This window comes from Pseudomonas lundensis (assembly GCF_015377145.2).
Lineage (GTDB): Bacteria > Pseudomonadota > Gammaproteobacteria > Pseudomonadales > Pseudomonadaceae > Aquipseudomonas > Aquipseudomonas lundensis.
This window is the reverse complement of sequence record NZ_CP062158.2, coordinates 4,173,232-4,190,279: the sequence shown is the minus strand read 5'-3', so window position 1 is coordinate 4,190,279 and position 17,048 is coordinate 4,173,232. Positions and strand designations below refer to the sequence as shown.

Below are 17,048 nucleotides of genomic sequence, written 5' to 3'. Positions count from 1 at the left end.
GTTTTCGGCGAATGTCGTCTTCATAGTATAACCAGATTGCTTGGGGTTATATGGTCAAGTGAAGAAGCGCATACGGTGGATGCCTTGGCAGTCAGAGGCGATGAAAGACGTGGTAGCCTGCGAAAAGCTTCGGGGAGTCGGCAAACAGACTTTGATCCGGAGATGTCTGAATGGGGGAACCCAACCATCATAAGATGGTTATCTTGTACTGAATACATAGGTACAAGAAGCGAACCAGGGGAACTGAAACATCTAAGTACCCTGAGGAAAAGAAATCAACCGAGATTCCCTTAGTAGTGGCGAGCGAACGGGGACCAGCCCTTAAGCTGTATTGATGTTAGCGGAACGCTCTGGAAAGTGCGGCCATAGTGGGTGATAGCCCTGTACGCGAAAACATCTTTGCAGTGAAATCGAGTAGGACGGAGCACGAGAAACTTTGTCTGAATATGGGGGGACCATCCTCCAAGGCTAAATACTACTGACTGACCGATAGTGAACTAGTACCGTGAGGGAAAGGCGAAAAGAACCCCGGAGAGGGGAGTGAAATAGATCCTGAAACCGTATGCGTACAAGCAGTGGGAGCCCACTTTGTTGGGTGACTGCGTACCTTTTGTATAATGGGTCAGCGACTTATTTTCAGTGGCAAGCTTAACCGAATAGGGGAGGCGTAGCGAAAGCGAGTCTTAATAGGGCGTCTAGTCGCTGGGAATAGACCCGAAACCGGGCGATCTATCCATGGGCAGGTTGAAGGTTGGGTAACACTAACTGGAGGACCGAACCGACTACCGTTGAAAAGTTAGCGGATGACCTGTGGATCGGAGTGAAAGGCTAATCAAGCTCGGAGATAGCTGGTTCTCCTCGAAAGCTATTTAGGTAGCGCCTCATGTATCACTGTAGGGGGTAGAGCACTGTTTCGGCTAGGGGGTCATCCCGACTTACCAAACCGATGCAAACTCCGAATACCTACAAGTGCCGAGCATGGGAGACACACGGCGGGTGCTAACGTCCGTCGTGAAAAGGGAAACAACCCAGACCGTCAGCTAAGGTCCCAAAGTTATGGTTAAGTGGGAAACGATGTGGGAAGGCTTAGACAGCTAGGAGGTTGGCTTAGAAGCAGCCACCCTTTAAAGAAAGCGTAATAGCTCACTAGTCGAGTCGGCCTGCGCGGAAGATTTAACGGGGCTCAAACCATACACCGAAGCTACGGGTATCACGTAAGTGATGCGGTAGAGGAGCGTTCTGTAAGCCTGTGAAGGCGAGTTGAGAAGCTTGCTGGAGGTATCAGAAGTGCGAATGCTGACATGAGTAACGATAATGGGTGTGAAAAACACCCACGCCGAAAGACCAAGGTTTCCTGCGCAACGTTAATCGACGCAGGGTTAGTCGGTCCCTAAGGCGAGGCTGAAAAGCGTAGTCGATGGAAAACAGGTTAATATTCCTGTACTTCTGGTTATTGCGATGGAGGGACGGAGAAGGCTAGGCCAGCTTGGCGTTGGTTGTCCAAGTTTAAGGTGGTAGGCTGGAATCTTAGGTAAATCCGGGATTCTAAGGCCGAGAGCTGATGACGAGTGTTCTTTTAGAACACGAAGTGGTTGATGCCATGCTTCCAAGAAAAGCTTCTAAGCTTCAGGTAACCAGGAACCGTACCCCAAACCGACACAGGTGGTTGGGTAGAGAATACCAAGGCGCTTGAGAGAACTCGGGTGAAGGAACTAGGCAAAATGGCACCGTAACTTCGGGAGAAGGTGCGCCGGTGAGGGTCAAGCATTTACTGCGTAAGCCCATGCCGGTCGAAGATACCAGGCCGCTGCGACTGTTTATTAAAAACACAGCACTCTGCAAACACGAAAGTGGACGTATAGGGTGTGACGCCTGCCCGGTGCCGGAAGGTTAATTGATGGGGTTAGCTAACGCGAAGCTCTTGATCGAAGCCCCGGTAAACGGCGGCCGTAACTATAACGGTCCTAAGGTAGCGAAATTCCTTGTCGGGTAAGTTCCGACCTGCACGAATGGCGTAACGATGGCGGCGCTGTCTCCACCCGAGACTCAGTGAAATTGAAATCGCTGTGAAGATGCAGTGTATCCGCGGCTAGACGGAAAGACCCCGTGAACCTTTACTATAGCTTTGCACTGGACTTTGAATTTGCTTGTGTAGGATAGGTGGGAGGCTTTGAAGCGTGGACGCCAGTTCGCGTGGAGCCATCCTTGAAATACCACCCTGGCAACTTTGAGGTTCTAACTCAGGTCCGTTATCCGGATCGAGGACAGTGTATGGTGGGTAGTTTGACTGGGGCGGTCTCCTCCTAAAGAGTAACGGAGGAGTACGAAGGTGCGCTCAGACCGGTCGGAAATCGGTCGTAGAGTATAAAGGCAAAAGCGCGCTTGACTGCGAGACAGACACGTCGAGCAGGTACGAAAGTAGGTCTTAGTGATCCGGTGGTTCTGTATGGAAGGGCCATCGCTCAACGGATAAAAGGTACTCCGGGGATAACAGGCTGATACCGCCCAAGAGTTCATATCGACGGCGGTGTTTGGCACCTCGATGTCGGCTCATCACATCCTGGGGCTGAAGCCGGTCCCAAGGGTATGGCTGTTCGCCATTTAAAGTGGTACGCGAGCTGGGTTTAGAACGTCGTGAGACAGTTCGGTCCCTATCTGCCGTGGACGTTTGAGATTTGAGAGGGGCTGCTCCTAGTACGAGAGGACCGGAGTGGACGAACCTCTGGTGTTCCGGTTGTCACGCCAGTGGCATTGCCGGGTAGCTATGTTCGGGAAAGATAACCGCTGAAAGCATCTAAGCGGGAAACTTGCCTCAAGATGAGATCTCACTGGAACCTTGAGTTCCCTAAAGGGCCGTCGAAGACTACGACGTTGATAGGTTGGGTGTGTAAGCGCTGTGAGGCGTTGAGCTAACCAATACTAATTGCCCGTGAGGCTTGACCATATAACACCCAAGCAATTTGCGTCGAAAGGCCAGATTGCGGTGTGTGAAGACGATACAAACCGAAAGTTTGCACCTCACAAAACACCACTCTATTACATACCCATTCGCTGGAACGTTGACCGTAAGGTAAACGCACCGGCTACAGAATTTCTTGACGACCATAGAGCATTGGAACCACCTGATCCCATCCCGAACTCAGCAGTGAAACGATGCATCGCCGATGGTAGTGTGGGGTTTCCCCATGTGAGAGTAGGTCATCGTCAAGATTAAATTCCAAAATCCCTGTCTGCTCACGCAGACAGGGATTTTGTTTTTGTGCCTGAAAAAGAGCTTTCAGGTATTTCTACGGGGAGCCCCATTCCGCAAGAAGAGTTACACGCCTCCGACGGCCTCAATTGACGAAACTCTTGCCGGCCAACCTTGCTTGGCCTCAACGCTACCAGCGCCAACAAAGCTCTTCCCTCCTACAGGCTCAAAGGCCCGGTTGTTCAGTCAAAGCCGCAGTGCCCATGCGCCTACTTTGCAGCTCGCAACTTGCCTTCACGCGCCTGCGCAGTGGTAAGGTTCGCCTTTGATTTTCGCCTTCTCCTAAGGATGCTGTCATGACGGTTGCTACGTCCCTCAATGCGGGTTTTATGGTGGTTCACGGTAACCGTCTTGATGAACTGCGCAGCTTGGTCGTCAGTTGGATGCGCATGTATCCCTTGGCTCCCTTGGAGAACGAAATTGCTCTCGTCCAGAGCAATGGCATTGCTCAATGGCTGAAGCTGGCCTTAGCCGAAGATGCACAGGACGATGATACGGGTGGCTGCGGCATTGCGGCAGCGATAGACGTTCAGCTCCCTGGCACGTTTTTGTGGCAGCTGTATCGCCTTGTGCTTGGCAGCGAAGAGATCCCCGCCAAATCCTTGCTCGATAAAGCCCCCTTAACGTGGCGACTGATGCGCCTGTTACCCGCCCTGATCGATCAGCCCCATTTCGAGCCTCTGCAGCGTTTTTTGACGCATGACACTGATCTGCGCAAACGCTATCAATTGTCGGAACGCCTTGCAGACCTGTTTGACCAATACCAGGTGTATCGCGCGGACTGGCTCGAAGATTGGGCCGCCGGGCGCCATCAATTACGAAATGCGCGAGGCGAAACCCCGCCGTTGAGCCCTGCCAATTGCTGGCAAGCGGAACTGTGGCGCGCCTTGTTGCTGGATGTCGGTGAAGAAGGCATGGCTCAAAGCCGTGCCGGTGTTCATCAGCGTTTTATTGAAAAGATAAACAGTCTTGAACAAGCGCCGCCGGGCTTGCCTGCCAGGGTCATCGTATTTGGTATTTCGTCACTGCCAGCTCAGGCCCTCGAAGCGCTGGCGGGACTTGCACGCTTCAGCCAAGTGTTGCTGTGCGTGCACAACCCGTGTCGCCATCATTGGTCTGACATCGTTGCCGATAAAGATCTGCTACGGCATCAATACAAACGCCAAGCGCGTAAAGCCGGCATGCCTACAGCATTGGACGTAGACATCCTGCATCAACACGCCCACCCCTTATTGGCAGCGTGGGGCAAGCAGGGCCGCGATTACATTAACCTGCTCGACAGTTTTGATGACCCCAACAGCTATCGATCTGCGTTTCGTGATGGCCGCATCGATCTGTTCAGTGAAGTGGAACCCCTCAACCTGCTCAACCAATTGCAGGACGACATCCTTGAGCTGCGCCCGTTGAGCGAAACCCGCGAGTATTGGCCTGCAGTGGATTTGGAAAAAGACCAATCCATCCGTTTCCACATTGCGCACAGTGCTCAGCGAGAAGTTGAGATTCTTCACGATCAATTACTGGCGCGCTTTAGCGAAAATCCTGACCTTCATCCACGTGATGTGATCGTGATGGTGCCGGATGTCGACAGTTACGCCCCGCATATTCGCGCCGTGTTCGGGCAGATCGATCGCGATGATCGCCGTTTCATCCCGTTCACGCTGGCCGACCAGGGCCAGCGAGGGCGGGATCCACTTTTGATTGCGGTCGAGCACTTGCTGAAACTGCCAGACAGCCGATTTCCCGTCAGTGAAATTCTTGACCTGCTCGACGTACCGGCCTTGCGTGCCCGCTTTGGCGTTCAAGAGCGCGACCTGCCCACCTTGCACCGCTGGATTGAAGGTGCAGGTATACGCTGGGGATTAAATGCCGAGCAGCGTGCAGGCCTGGGGTTACCACCGCACCTTGAGCAAAACAGTTGGCGTTTTGGTCTGCGCCGCATGCTACTGGGATACGCGGTGGGCAGCGGTGAAGGGTGCGATGGCATTGAGCCTTACGACGAAATCGGCGGTCTGGACGCGGTCTTGATTGGCCCGCTGGTGGCCCTGTTGGATGCGCTCGAAATTGCGCACCAGGAGCTGTCGCAACCGGCTTTACCGCATCAATGGGGCGAACGGCTTCAAGCGTTGATGCAGCTGTTTTTCCAGGCTGAAACGGATCATGACGACTACCTGCTGGCCCAGCTTGAAGCGCTGCGCGAAAGCTGGCTGGAGACCTGTGAGCTGGTCGGTCTGCAAGATGCATTACCCCTGACAGTCGTGCGTGAAGCCTGGCTGACCGGGCTGGACCAAGGCAAACTCTCTCAGCGCTTTCTGGCCGGGGCAGTCAATTTCTGCACGTTGATGCCGATGCGGGCCATCCCCTTCAAACTCGTGTGCTTGTTGGGTATGAACGATGGCGACTACCCGCGCGCTCAACCTCCGCTGGATTTTGACTTGATGGGCAGCGACTACCGTCCGGGCGACCGTTCCCGCCGGGAAGATGACCGGTATCTGCTGCTGGAAGCGCTACTTTCGGCCCGCGATCAGCTCTATATCAGTTGGGTCGGACGAAGTATCCGGGATAACAGTGAGCGCCCCGCATGCGTATTAATTGGCCAGTTGCGTGATCACTTGGCCAGCGGCTGGAGGCTCCCGCAGGGTGAAGACTTGCTGGACGCTATGACACAGGAGCATCCGCTTCAGCCATTCAGCACTCGCTATTTTCATGAAGGCAATCCCAAGCTATTCAGTTATGCCCGTGAGTGGCAGCAACTCCATGAGCCGCAAAGCGAAGTGCCCGTGCCCATCCATTTGTCGGCTCACGTACAAGAAGAACCGATCAATCTCACCCAGCTTCAGGACTTTTTACGTAACCCCGTGCGTCACTTCTTCAGCCAGCGGCTAAAAGTGTTCTTTGAGGCCGCGCACGTGCCTTTGGCCGACGAAGAGCCCTTCGTGCTCAATGCCTTGGAGCGCTATACCCTTAGCGACAGCTTGCTTGAGGCCGCCCTGGCGCAACCTGACCAGCTCGAAAAAGCACTGCACACTCGCGCCACCCGGTTACAAGGCAGTGGCTTATTGCCCATGGCCGGATTTGGCGAATCATTGCAGCACGAGCTGATCGAACCGTTACCTGACGTATTGCAGCGTTATCAGCAGCTATTAAGTATGTGGCCAACCCCCCTCAACAGTGCCCTACCTGTCAGGTTTGAAGACCATGGCCTGGTCCTTGAAGGCTGGTTGGCCAATCTGCATCAGCGCAGCGACAACGGCCTACTCTCCGTTACGACAATTCCTAACAGCATTGGCGCAGTCAAAACCCGTAAATGGCATCGATTGACGCGCCCGTGGGTTAACCACTTGGTGGCCTGTGCCACCGGTTTAGAGATGTCCACCGCTTTGGTGGCGAGCGATGACACCTTGCTGCTTGCGCCCCTTGATGCGAGGCAGGCCGCCGAGATCCTTGGCAATTTGATGATGGCCTGGCAGGCAGGCATGAGCCGTCCGCTACCCATCGCGGTCAAAACAGCCTTTGCGTGGCTGGGCCAAAACGATCCTGCCAAAGCCGCTGCGGCCGCCCAGAAAACCTATGAAGGCGACGGTCAGACCAGCGAAGGTGAGCGGCGTGAAAGCGCTGCGCTGTCCCGGCAGTATCCCGACTACGCAGCGTTAATGGCGGCAGAAGAATTTGAAGCCTGGTGCGATGCGCTATACCGCCCGTTGTTCGACGCGCCGTGGCGCTCCTTGACCGGCGAGGAGAGCCGCTAATGAATCAACTCGACCGTCCTTTGGCACTGGCCTTCCCGTTACGCGGCAGTCAACTGATCGAAGCCAGCGCAGGCACAGGCAAAACGTTCACCATCTCTGCGCTGTACCTGCGTCTGATTCTTGGCCACGGTGCGCAGGAAACCGGCTTTGGCCGAGAACTGCTGCCACCGCAAATCCTGGTCGTGACCTTTACCGATGCCGCGACCAAAGAGTTGCGCGACCGGATTCGTACGCGTCTTGCTGAAGCTGCGCGCTTCTTTCGCGAAGAAACCGAAGCTCCCGATGCACTGGTCGCACAGTTGCGCGAAGAGTTCGAACCCGGGCAATGGGCAGGGTGCGCCGGGCGGTTGGACATTGCCGCACAGTGGATGGATGAAGCCGCGGTTTCAACCATCCACAGTTGGTGCCAGCGCATGTTGCGCGAGCACGCATTTGACAGCGGCAGCCTGTTCACCCAAACCCTTGAGACCGACCACAGCGATTTGCTGGGCGAAGTGCTGCGTGATTACTGGCGACTGTTTTGCTACCCGATGCATGGCGATGCGCTGAATTGGGTGCGCGCAAACTGGAGTGGCCCGGCTGCCCTGTTACCACGGGTTCGCGCCTTGTTTGGCACCTCGCGGCCCGCCGCAAACCCCGATCAAACGCCAGCAGAAATGATTGAAGCGAGCCTGCTCGAACGGCGCCAGGTGTTGACCGGGTTAAAAGCACCTTGGCTGCAATGGGCGCAAGAGTTGCGCGATATTTGCCTGCAAGGTGTGGCCGATAAAACCGTCGACGGTCGGAAAATGCAGGCGCGCTATTTCGAACCCTGGTTTGAAAAACTGTCTGCCTGGGCGTCAGACGCCTCATTGGAACAACTGGACCTGGGTACCGGGTTCACGCGGCTGACACCTGAAGGGATGGCGCAAGCCTGGAAAAAGGGTGAGCCGCCACGGCATCCGGCCCTTGACGCCATGCACGAGCTCAAGGCAGCCCTGGATGCGTTGCCAAGTCCGGATGCGGCAGTGCTAGAGCATGCGGCGCGCTGGGTGAGTGAGCGTTTCGAAGAGGAAAAGCGCCGACGCGCCGAGATGGGGTTTGACGACATGCTCGTTCGTCTCGACACAGCCTTGCAGGCTGAGGGCGGGGAGCGTCTGGCCGTTCTGATTCGTGAGCAATTTCCAGTCGCGCTGATCGACGAATTTCAAGACACGGACCCTGTTCAGTACCGCATTTTTGAGACCATTTACCGCATTGAGGCCAACAGCCCGGAGACCGGCCTGTTCCTGATCGGTGACCCGAAACAAGCCATCTACGCGTTTCGCGGCGCGGACATTTACACCTACTTGCGGGCCCGGCATGCCACGCGTGGACGATTGCACACGTTAGACACGAACTTCCGCTCCAGCCATGCCATGGTCAATGCGGTCAACCATGTGTTTGAGCGTGCTGAACAACGGGACGCGGGTCGTGGGGCTTTTCTGTTTCGTGATGGGGACGAAAACCCTGTGCCTTTTGTCTCGGTCAAATCCCAGGGCCGAAAGGAAGTGTTGCTCCAGGATGGCCAACCCGTCACGGCGATGAACCTGTGGTTGCTGCCTTCTGAACAACCGATTTCAGGAGCGGTTTATCGACAGCAGCTGGCTGCGGTATGCGCAGGTCAAATTGTCGAGTTACTCAATGGAGGGCAACAAGGCCGTTGCGGTTTTGCCAAGGGCGATGACGCCCTGCGCGGCGTACTGCCGGCCGACATTGCCATTTTGGTGCGCGACGGTAAGGAAGCTCAGGCCGTTCGGCGTGAATTGTCGGCGCGTGGTGTGCGAAGCGTTTACCTCTCAGACAAGGATTCGGTCTACGCGGCGCAAGAAGCGCATGACGTATTGGCGTGGCTCAACGCGTGTGCCGAACCTGACGTCGAACGTCCTCTGCGCGCAGCGCTTGCCTGCATAACGCTCGACTTGCCGCTGATTGAACTGGAGCGTCTGAATCAGGACGAACTGGCGTGGGAATCGCGCGTGATGCAATTCCGTGGCTACCGTGAAATCTGGCGCAAGCAAGGGGTGCTGGCCATGCTGCGCCGTCTGCTGCACGACTTCAAATTGCCCCAGGCGCTGATGGCGCGTACCGACGGTGAACGCGTGCTGACCAACGTGCTGCACTTGTCGGAACTGCTCCAGCAAGCATCCGCCGAACTGGATGGCGAGCAGGCGTTGATTCGGCACCTGAGTGAGCACCTGGCGTTATCCGGGCAGACCGGTGAAGAGCAAATTTTGCGCCTCGAGAGCGATGAGCAACTGGTCAAAGTGGTGACCATCCACAAATCCAAAGGCTTGGAATACCCGTTGGTGTTTTTGCCTTTTATTTGCTCAACCAAGCCGGTGGATGGCAGCCGTTTGCCCTTGCATTTCCATGACGCTGACGGTCACGCGCACGTCAGCCTCAAGCCGACGCCCGAGCTGATTACCCAGGCTGACGATGAGCGCCTGGCCGAAGACCTGCGCTTGCTCTATGTCGCGTTGACGCGCGCCCGGCATGCCTGCTGGCTGGGCGTGGCCGACCTCAAACGCGGTAACAACAATCGCTCGGTCTTGCATGTCTCGGCTTTGGGGTATTTGCTCGGTGGCGGCGCGTTGCTGACCGAGTCGCCCGGTTTGGAGCGGTGGCTGGCCGATCTGCAGCAGGGCTGTGCGGCGATTGACTACACCCCTGTACCGCCCGCCAGCGAAGCGCATTTTTACCCGCCGCTCAATCTGGCGACGCTGCTTAAACCTCGGGTCCCTGCGCGGCGGGCGTCTGAAAACTGGTGGATTGCGTCCTACAGTGCATTGCGCATTGGTGACAGCCTCAGCCCGTCCGAGGCGCCGGAAAGTGCTTTGGCACAAAAGCTCTCGGATGACGAGCGGCTTGATCCGGATGCTCCGCGCGACGTGTTGCTCAGCGGTGGGGATATTCACCGTTTTCCACGTGGGCCGAATCCGGGAACGTTCTTGCACGGCTTGCTCGAATGGGCGGGCAGGGAGGGTTTCAAGGCAACGCCTTCGGTGGTCGAGGACGCCGTTGCGCGCCGTTGCAACCGGCGGGGGTGGGAAGGCTGGATCGAAACCCTCGGCGAGTGGCTGGTGCACCTGCAAGATGAACCGTTGCGGCTGAATAATGGCCAGCCCGCCGTGGTCCTGAGCGAATTGACCCAGTATCAGATTGAAATGGAGTTCTGGTTCGCCAGTCATAAAGTCGACGTGCTGCAACTCGATCAAACCGTGCGCCAGCACACCCATGGCGGGGCCGCGCGGCCCGCCGCTGAACCGAGCGTGCTCAACGGGATGTTCAAGGGATTTATCGACCTGACATTCGAGCACGCCGGGCGCTATTACGTGGCCGACTACAAGTCCAACTGGCTTGGGCCAGACGACATGGCCTATACCGAAGAGGCCATGACCGCGTCTATCCTGGACAACCGTTACGACCTGCAATACGTGCTTTACCTGTTGGCCCTGCACCGCCAACTCAAGGCCCGCTTGGCGGACTACGACTACGACCGGCACATGGGCGGTGCGTTATACCTGTTTTTACGGGGTACACGTTCCCAAAGTCAGGGCGTCTTTTTCACTCGGCCGCCCAGAAATCTGATTGAAAGCCTGGACGTCATGTTTCAGGGTAAGGCACCGCCCATCGTGGCTGAACCCGCGTGGGAACAGGGCGTGTTGTTATGAGTCGTTCGTTTGCCGAACTGTTGCCCACCCCGTTGACGGCCGAGAGCCTTGCGCTGTTGCAACCACTGACCCGGGCCGAGGATTTATTGCTGCTGCTTGAGCGCTGGGTCGAACGGGGTTGGCTGCGTGCGCTGGACAAAGCCTTCGTCGCCTTTTTGCATGAGCGCGCACCGCATGGCGATCCGCTGGTCTTGTTGGCCGCGGCCTTGACCAGCCATCAACTGGGGCACGGGCACGTCTGTCTGGACCTGTTCGAAACCCTCAAAGAACCCGACTTTGCGCTGTCGCTGCCGCCCGAAGGGGATGTGCAGACCGGCGCCATGCTGCTGCCTTCGCAATTGCTGGAGGCGCTGGACGGTGAAGCGTGGTGTAAGGCGTTACAGGCCAGCCCGTTGGTTGAGCACGCAGGGCATGCCTCGGCAGAAGCCGCCAACCGACCGTTAGTGATCAGCGAACGGCGTGTGTACTTGCGGCGTTATTGGGCGTATGAGCGACGAATCGACAACGCGTTGCGTCAACGCCTGACCGTGTCCGAGGTGACGCCTGACGACTTGCCTGCGCGCTTGAATACCTTGTTCGGCTGTCCGCAGGCGAATGCGCCGATTGACTGGCAAAAATTGGCCTGTGCGCTGGCCACCCGTGGTGCCTTCAGCATCGTCACGGGCGGCCCCGGTACAGGCAAAACCACCACCGTCGTGCGTTTGTTGGCCCTGCTGCAAGCCCCCGCCGTGGAAGCCGGCACGCCTCTGCGGATTCGCCTGGCCGCGCCCACCGGGAAAGCCGCTGCACGTTTGACGGAATCCATCAGCCTTCAGGTCAAATCCCTTGAAGTGCACGACAACCTTCGGCAAAAAATCCCTAGTGATGTGACCACCGTTCACCGACTCCTCGGTAGCCGACCCGGTACGCGGCACTTCCGTCATCATGCGGGCAACCGGTTGCCGCTGGACGTGCTGGTGGTCGACGAAGCCTCCATGATTGATCTGGAAATGATGGCCAACGTGCTGGATGCGCTGCCGGACCATGCGCGGCTGGTACTGCTCGGTGACAAGGATCAATTGGCCTCGGTGGAGGCGGGCGCCGTGCTCGGCGATTTGTGTCGCGATGCCGAAGCTGGTTGGTACACCCCGGCGACCCGCGCCTGGCTGGAGCGCGTCAGCGGTGAGAACCTGGCGGACAGTGGTTTGCAGCAGGACCTGGATGGCACGCACCCATTGGCCCAACAAGTGGTGATGCTGCGTCATTCACGGCGGTTCGGAGAGGGCAGCGGAATCGGGCAGCTTTCGCGTCTGGTTAATCAGCAGCAGGCGCAGCAAGCCCGTGCGCTCTTGTCCTCTGGCGAGTACGCAGACCTGTCGGCGCTGGCGCTCAAGGGGGATCAGGACACGCACTTCGAGCGCCTGGTGCTCGAAGGGCGAGGGGGCGAGGCAAAAGGCTATCGGCATTATCTGGAGGTCTTGCGCGATCAGCGTCCGGCCACCGGCGCGCCGCTCGAAGACCCTTGCTGGGCCGCATGGGCGGGCGAGGTGCTGGCTGCTTTTGAGACGTTTCAAGTGCTCTGCGCGGTACGGAAAGGCCCTTGGGGCGTCGAGGGTTTGAACGAGCGCATCACCCGCGCGCTCTTTGCCCGCAAACTGATTGAAAGCGACCAACACTGGTACGAAGGCCGACCGGTTCTCATGACCCGCAACGACTACGGCCTCGGGCTGATGAACGGGGACATCGGCATCGCCCTGAAACTCCCTGAACGCGACGGCCACACCGAACGGCACGTGCTGCGCGTGGCCTTTGCGCGTAACGACGGGCAGGGCGGCATCCGCTTTGTATTGCCCAGTCGTCTGAATGATGTCGAAACGGTGTATGCCATGACTGTGCATAAGTCCCAAGGCTCAGAGTTTTCCCACACGGCACTGGTGCTCCCGGAGGCGCTCAACCCGGTCTTGACCAAAGAGCTGATCTACACCGGCATCACGCGGGCCAAACACTGGTTCAGCTTGATCGAGCCGCGTGCGGGCGTTTTCGAGGGCGCGGTGTTGCGCAAAGTGAAGCGTCTCAGCGGATTGATGTTGGGGCTGGGATAAAGCCAACGCGTGCCTTCGATAGGAAGACTAGGGCCGTATAGGGCACAGGTGGGGGCGATGGATGAAACGTGACGTGTATCACAGGCGGTACATCGCCTGTGCTATCGTTGCGGCATCATTCCTACAAAGTTCACAGAGTATTCCTGCATGGACGTGGCTGCCTCATCTTCAGAGCAGCGTTGCAGAGGGTGGCATTTCTGGCTCCCACTTTGCCTGTTTCTGATGAGCACTCCCTGCTTTGCCCAACCTGAAACGCCGATCAGTCTGGCTGATCAGCGTGCCAAAGCCGTGACACAAGTCGTCCTCGGCATCCTCAGCTATGCGCGCTGGCCCGTCGAACCGGCCGAGCTGCACCTGTGTGTGGTCGGCCCGACCGAATACACCGATGACTTGCTCAAGGGCGCGACCCAATCCACAGGCCGGCCGGTGCAGGTCCGACGTTTGCTGGCAAATAACCCCGCCATCGTCAGCGACTGCAACGCACTGTACTTGGGAAAACTCACGGAAGAGGAGCGCAGCACGCTGTTCCAACGGCTCAATGGCCAGCCGGTGTTGAGCATCAGTGAGCGCGATGACCGTTGCACCGTCGGCACATTGTTTTGTTTGCGCGTGGGCGATGAACAAGTGTCTTTTGAGGTCAACCTCGATTCCGTGGCCCGAAGCGGCGTGCGCATTCACCCCAGTGTGTTGCAACTGTCGCGTCGGCGGGCCGCCCAGCCATGAGTGCGTCGAAAAAGCCCCAACAACGGCGCAGCCTGCGTTCGGTGCTAAGCCGTGGGCATTTAGGGCTGGCGCTGGTGGCGGTGACGATGGCCAGCGTATCGCTGACCATTTTGGGAGTGGTCGCGTTGAAGGTGTACGCCGACCACAACCTGCACCTCATCGGCCGCTCCATCAATTACACCGTCGAGGCAGCTGTGGTATTCGAAGACCGCGCAGCAGCCACCGAAGCGTTGGCGTTGATCGCTTCGACCGAAGCCGTGGCCGATGCCAAGGTGTTCACCGCTGACGGCGAATTACTGGCGCAGTGGAAACGCCCCGAAACCGACCTGTTGTCCAAAGTCGAAATGCTGCTGGCCAACAGCTTGCTGGCGCAACCCATCACCTTGCCCATCCTGCACCAGGGGCGCGAAGTCGGCACCGTCACCCTCAGCGGCCACGGCGCCAACATGCTGCGCTTCTTGCTCAGTGGCCTGCTCGGCATTCTGGTGTGCACCATCCTCAGCGCCTGGAGTGCGTTGTTTCTGTCACGACGCTTGCTCAATGGCATCACCGGGCCGCTTCGTCAGTTAGCCCGTGTTGCCCACGCGGCGCGTCAGGAGCGGGCCTTTGATCAGCGGGTGCCTGAAGCCCGGATTCAGGAACTGAATAACCTGGGCAACGACTTCAACGCCCTGCTCGACGAGCTGGAGTCATGGCAAACCCATCTGAAAAACGAGAATGAAACCCTCGCCCATCAGGCCAGCCACGATTCCTTGACCGACCTGCCCAACCGCGCCTACTTCGAAGCATGCTTGGCGCGGACGTTGCGCAAACTGAAAAAAGCCGACGAAAAAGCGGCCGTGTTGTTCCTCGACAGCGATCGTTTCAAAGGCATTAACGACACCTATGGCCATGCGGCAGGCGATGCCGTGCTGGTCGCCGTCGCGTCGCGCATACGCGCCCAACTGCGCGAAGAGGACCTGGTGGCGCGCCTGGGAGGCGATGAATTTGCGATTCTGCTGACCCCGCTGCACAAACCCGAAGATGCGCAACGTATTGCCGACAAGATCATTGCCAGCATGCTGGCGCCCATCGACTTGCCCCATCAGGTGCAGGTCGTGACCTCGCTCAGTATTGGCATTGCGGTTTACCCCGAACATGGCGCCACCCCGGACTCACTGCTCAGTGCCGCCGATACCGCGATGTACCAGGCCAAGCGCCAGGACCGGGGCGGCCAACACCTGGCGCAAGACCAGTCTCTTGCGCCCCCCGTCACCCTCAGGAGCTAACCCATGCGCGCGATGACTCAGCGTTATTTTCAGTTTTTCGGCCTCGGCGTCTTGTTCGTCATGCTGACGCTGAGCGGTTGCCAGACGGCGCCGCAAAAAGGCCTGACTCCGGCGCAAATCGCCGTACTCAAACAACAAGGCTTTGAACTGACCGAAGAAGGCTGGGCGTTTGGTTTGTCGGGCAAAGTCCTGTTTGGCAGCGACCTCGAAGTGCTCAACGCGCAAAGCCGGGAAATCGTCGAACGTATCGGCAAAGCGTTGCTGGCTGTGGATATCCAACGCGTGCGCGTCGACGGCCACACGGACGCCTCGGGTCAAGAAGCCTACAACGAGCAACTCTCAGTGCGCCGCGCCAACAGCGTGGTCAACGTACTGACCCAAGTGGGCATGCGCCCGGAAAACATCCAGGTGCGAGGCCTCGGCAGCCGTGAGCCCGTAGCGTCCAACAAAACCCGCGCCGGACGTACCGAAAACCGCCGTGTCTCGATTGTGGTCATCGCGGACTGATCCGGTATCAAAGCGGATGATCGGCAAACTTCAACGCCCGCGTTGCCCCGAGCAGCAACGGCGTATTCAGTGGGCGTCTGAATGTCATTTCACCGTTGACGGTTGGCGCCATGCCATCGTCATCCCTTCTCCCTGGCAGTGGAAGTCAATTGTCTTTGAATCCCGGCAAGCCCTTGGACGCACGCCATTCTTTTACAATCTGCGTCACACCTTCAGGGGGGTTATCTGCTCCTGGCTCTGGATAGTAGATCAAGTCTGATCCTGCTGGGTGCTCGCTTACCTGCTCGAAGTGCAACAGGAGCAAGTTGGTGTGGGCGGGTCTTGATTACAGCTCTATATCTCGATCACCCAACGCAATTTCTACTACCTGCTCTGGCGATAGTCTCTGCGAGTAGTTCACATCGCCAAAGTACTCATCCGGCCAGAAAATCAGATCGGATATACGTTCATTGGGTATGTTGATTGCCAACATGCTCAACCAGAACTCGACTTCATGGTCAGCGCCAACATCCTCCATGACCCTTCGAGCCAACTCAACCAACTCTTGCTTGGTTACATCCGTCAGGCGCCGCTCATACGGTGTTGCTAAGACTTTGCGAACCCATGTGTCGTGAGATTGCCCACCATAGATTCCCTGAAAGTCGATGAACTCAAGTGCGGTCATTGCTTCCCGGTTGAACGCTGCCACTTGACTCCGAGTTTGTTCGTGATGTCCGCAATCAATTTCTTCAGCGTATTTCGTCAGCCGAGAAACCAAGGATTCATCCAGCACCGGTGGCATTAAGTCAGGGCGAAGCTCCATATTTTCTTTTACGCTCCCTTGATTACTCTTTAAATCCCGGCAGTCCTTGAGCAGCGCGCCATTCCTTCACGACGCGTGTTACATCCTCTGCTGATCCGCTGGAGTCAGCTTCAGGATAGTAGATAAGGTCGGTGCCATCTGGATGACCAGTGATCTCGCAGAACTCCTCTAGGAGCACGTCTAATACATCATCCGTTGGCGCTACGTTTTCAGCCAGAATCTTGTGCATGAATGCGATGAATTCGTCTTCGGTAAAGTCGGTGATATCTTTCTTCATTGTCGTGTTATCCGTTCCTGTGGATGTCGATGTGGTGCTTCGGCGTGACGACCTTCAGGTTATCGACATCGTAAGCTTTACCGCCCTTGGCTACTTCGTCTGTGTGGTGGAGTTCGAAGGAACTACGTTTTCCTGCACGGTCTCTGTAACGTGCCTTTGGTGCCTTGCCTTCTCGCATTCGGTCAACGCTATTGTCTGTGAATTGCTCCACTAATCCAGTACCTGCGACAGCCTTCCAGAGCGCCCGCCTGAAGCTGTCAAAGCTAGCGAAGCTTTTGCCCCGTAGTTGATCGGCAATCTCTGTTGGTATCGGGGCGCCAAGTCCAGAGGTAGCCCCGGCGAGCCAGATACCCGTCACATCTTTCCCCTGTCCTGTAACGGTACCGGGGTCAAGCCGGACATTCATCACGATGTACAGCGGCTGAATGCCAGAGTCAGCCGGGAATACCAGAATGAAATCTTTGTAAGCGTCCGGGTAGAGCGGACTGACGATAATGTTATCCGCCTGTTCAGTGGGCGGATAAATCCAAATCTGTGGCGCCTGTGGTGCGCCTTCTAACGCTGGAATACCTAAGGTGTCGGATGGGGCAGGCGGCACCCTCGCGGCTTGGATCGTCATGAAAATCTTCGACAGCTACTACGATGTTTCACTTTTCATTCGATAGGCTCAGAACCTAGAGTTTGTAGCTCGCGATTGAGCGG

The 17,048-nt window shown here is 57.2% G+C and carries 9 protein-coding genes, 2 rRNA genes and 1 pseudogene; 8 read left to right on the top strand and 4 right to left on the bottom strand.

The genetic code is table 11. The features are described from left to right. The first annotated feature begins 52 nt into the window (after positions 1 to 52). From IF654_RS19730 to yfiB, 8 genes are all read left to right on the top strand, one after another. Positions 53 to 2,944, top strand: a 23S ribosomal RNA gene (locus tag IF654_RS19730). A gap of 150 nt (positions 2,945 to 3,094) precedes the next feature. Beyond that, positions 3,095 to 3,210: ribosomal RNA gene (gene rrf, locus IF654_RS19725) — 5S ribosomal RNA — on the top strand. Between the two features lie 336 nt (positions 3,211 to 3,546). Next, entirely contained in the window at positions 3,547 to 6,996 is a 3,450-nt protein-coding gene (gene recC, locus IF654_RS19720; RefSeq protein WP_048377414.1) for an exodeoxyribonuclease V subunit gamma, read from the top strand. Continuing rightward, positions 6,996 to 10,688: an exodeoxyribonuclease V subunit beta gene (gene recB / locus IF654_RS19715; RefSeq protein ID WP_194862130.1), complete on the top strand. Its 3,693-nt coding sequence runs from the start codon at positions 6,996 to 6,998 to the stop codon at positions 10,686 to 10,688. The genes recC and recB overlap by 1 nt, the downstream gene beginning before the upstream one ends. Beyond that, the gene (gene recD, locus IF654_RS19710) at positions 10,685 to 12,769 is read left to right on the top strand and encodes an exodeoxyribonuclease V subunit alpha (RefSeq protein WP_194862131.1); all 2,085 of its coding nucleotides are present in this window, start codon (positions 10,685 to 10,687) and stop codon (positions 12,767 to 12,769) included. Before recB ends, recD begins: the two co-directional genes overlap by 4 nt. A gap of 147 nt (positions 12,770 to 12,916) precedes the next feature. Then, entirely contained in the window at positions 12,917 to 13,492 is a 576-nt protein-coding gene (yfiR, locus tag IF654_RS19705) for a regulatory sequestration protein YfiR (protein WP_047277667.1), read from the top strand. Further along, complete coding sequence (gene dgcN, locus IF654_RS19700; protein WP_194862132.1) at positions 13,489 to 14,760, top strand: diguanylate cyclase DgcN/YfiN; 1,272 nt, start codon at positions 13,489 to 13,491, stop codon at positions 14,758 to 14,760. Before yfiR ends, dgcN begins: the two co-directional genes overlap by 4 nt. Positions 14,761 to 14,763: 3 nt before the next feature. Next, positions 14,764 to 15,267 (top strand): outer membrane lipoprotein YfiB, encoded by a 504-nt coding sequence (gene yfiB / locus IF654_RS19695; RefSeq protein ID WP_047277663.1) that lies wholly within the window; start codon positions 14,764 to 14,766, stop codon positions 15,265 to 15,267. A gap of 145 nt (positions 15,268 to 15,412) precedes the next feature. Here yfiB and IF654_RS19690 read toward each other — a convergent pair. The 4 genes and pseudogenes from IF654_RS19690 to IF654_RS19675 all read right to left on the bottom strand — a co-directional run. Beyond that, positions 15,413 to 15,568 (bottom strand): annotated as a pseudogene (locus IF654_RS19690) (bacteriocin immunity protein); the annotation flags it as partial. A 24-nt stretch (positions 15,569 to 15,592) separates the two neighbouring features. Next, positions 15,593 to 16,069, bottom strand: a complete 477-nt coding sequence (locus tag IF654_RS19685; protein WP_047277661.1) for a hypothetical protein — start codon at positions 16,067 to 16,069, stop codon at positions 15,593 to 15,595. A gap of 22 nt (positions 16,070 to 16,091) precedes the next feature. Then, complete coding sequence (locus IF654_RS19680; protein WP_047277659.1) at positions 16,092 to 16,346, bottom strand: bacteriocin immunity protein; 255 nt, start codon at positions 16,344 to 16,346, stop codon at positions 16,092 to 16,094. Between the two features lie 7 nt (positions 16,347 to 16,353). Continuing rightward, complete coding sequence (locus IF654_RS19675) at positions 16,354 to 16,965, bottom strand: S-type pyocin domain-containing protein (RefSeq protein WP_336244831.1); 612 nt, start codon at positions 16,963 to 16,965, stop codon at positions 16,354 to 16,356. Positions 16,966 to 17,048 lie beyond the last annotated feature (83 nt).